Below are 1,108 nucleotides of genomic sequence, written 5' to 3'. Positions count from 1 at the left end.
CATCAGCGTGCCCAGGTACAGGCCCTTGCTCATCCACTGCTTGAAGTTGCGCGCCTTGTAGAGCTCCGTGTACAGCCACGACTGCTTGAACGCTTCCGGGTAGGCCGTGAGCTCGTCGCTCTGGCGGCCCGCCTGCACCGCATCGAACGCCGCTTCGGCGGCCAGCATGCCGGTCTTGATCGCCGCGTGGCTGCCCTTGATGCGCGCCGCGTTCAGGAAGCCTGCGTCGTCGCCAATGAGTGCGCCGCCCGGGAACACGAGCTTCGGCAGCGACATCAGCCCGCCCGCCGTCATCGCGCGCGCGCCATACGAAACGCGCTTGCCGCCTTCCAGGTATTTGCGGATCGCCGGATGGGTCTTGTAGCGCTGGAATTCTTCGAACGGCGAGAGGTACGGGTTCGTATAGGCCAGGCCGACGACAAAGCCCACCATCACCTGGTTGTTGTCGATGTGATAGAGGAACGAGCCGCCGTAGGTATCCTTCTCAAGCGGCCAGCCCGCCGTGTGGATCACGAGCCCCGGCTTGTGCTTTGCCGGATCGATCTCCCACAGCTCCTTGATGCCGATGCCGTAAACCTGCGGGTCCGCATCCTTGCCCAGCTTGAGCTTCTCGTTGAGCTGACGGCCCAGGTGCCCGCGGCAACCTTCGGCAAACAGCGTGTACTTCGCGTGCAGCTCCATGCCGAGCTGGAAGTTCTCGGTAGGCTCGCCGTCTTTGCCCACGCCCATGTTGCCGGTGGCTACGCCCTTGACCGAGCCATCGTCGTTGTAGAGCACTTCGGCAGCCGGAAACCCCGGGAAGATCTCGACGCCCAGCGCCTCGGCCTGCTGGCCCAGCCAGCGCGTGACGTTTGCGAGGCTGATCACGTAGTTGCCGTGGTTCTTGAAGTTGTCCGGCAGCGCCCAGTTGGGCACGGCCTTCGCGCCGCCTTCCGTGAGGAAAAGAAATTGATCTTCGGTCACGGGCACGTTCAGCGGCGCGCCCTGTTCCTTCCAGTCGGGGATGAGCTCGTCGATGGCGCGCGGGTCCATGACCGCGCCCGAGAGGATATGCGCTCCGATCTCCGAGCCTTTCTCCAGCACGCATACGCCGATCTCGACGCCTTTT

At 64.0% G+C, this 1,108-nt stretch carries 1 protein-coding gene; it reads right to left on the bottom strand.

Features of this window, described 5'->3' with window-relative positions:
* Positions 1-1,108 (bottom strand): NAD(P)/FAD-dependent oxidoreductase (locus EYW47_RS13680; RefSeq protein WP_240763671.1); only part of this gene is annotated, 1,108 nt, incomplete at both ends.

It is taken from the genome of Paraburkholderia silviterrae, from assembly GCF_004353915.1.
GTDB classification, from domain to species: domain Bacteria; phylum Pseudomonadota; class Gammaproteobacteria; order Burkholderiales; family Burkholderiaceae; genus Paraburkholderia; species Paraburkholderia silviterrae.
Note: the sequence above shows the minus strand (reverse complement) of the source record. Positions and strands in the feature narration are given on the sequence as shown.